This is a genomic window from Marinobacter iranensis, assembly GCF_029207565.1.
Lineage (GTDB): Bacteria > Pseudomonadota > Gammaproteobacteria > Pseudomonadales > Oleiphilaceae > Marinobacter > Marinobacter iranensis.
The window spans coordinates 1-251 of sequence record NZ_JANCMW010000324.1 but is presented as its reverse complement, the minus strand read 5'-3'; the positions used below and the strand labels follow the sequence as shown (position 1 = coordinate 251).

The following is a 251-nucleotide window of genomic DNA, read 5'->3' as shown; positions in this document are numbered from 1 at the left end:
AGCGATGTAAATCCGCTAAATTACGGATGTGCTCCGCAACAATTGATCAAGCGGCGGCCTTACGGCGTTCCGCCATTTCCTCGTTGAGCATTTCGGCCAGCAGGAAGGCAAGTTCCAGGCTCTGTCCCGCATTGAGACGTGGGTCGCAATGGGTGTGGTAGCGATCGGCGAGGCCCTGTTCGGTGATGTCGATCGCGCCGCCGGTGCATTCGGTGACGTTCTGCCCCGTCATCTCCGCATGGATGCCGCCC

General features: G+C 59.8%; 1 protein-coding gene. It reads right to left on the bottom strand.

The genetic code is table 11. The features are described 5' to 3' along the window. Window positions 1-46: 46 nt before the first annotated feature. On the bottom strand, window positions 47-251 hold a 205-nt coding region (locus NLU14_RS22560; protein WP_275710819.1), incomplete at its 5' end, for a 3-deoxy-7-phosphoheptulonate synthase.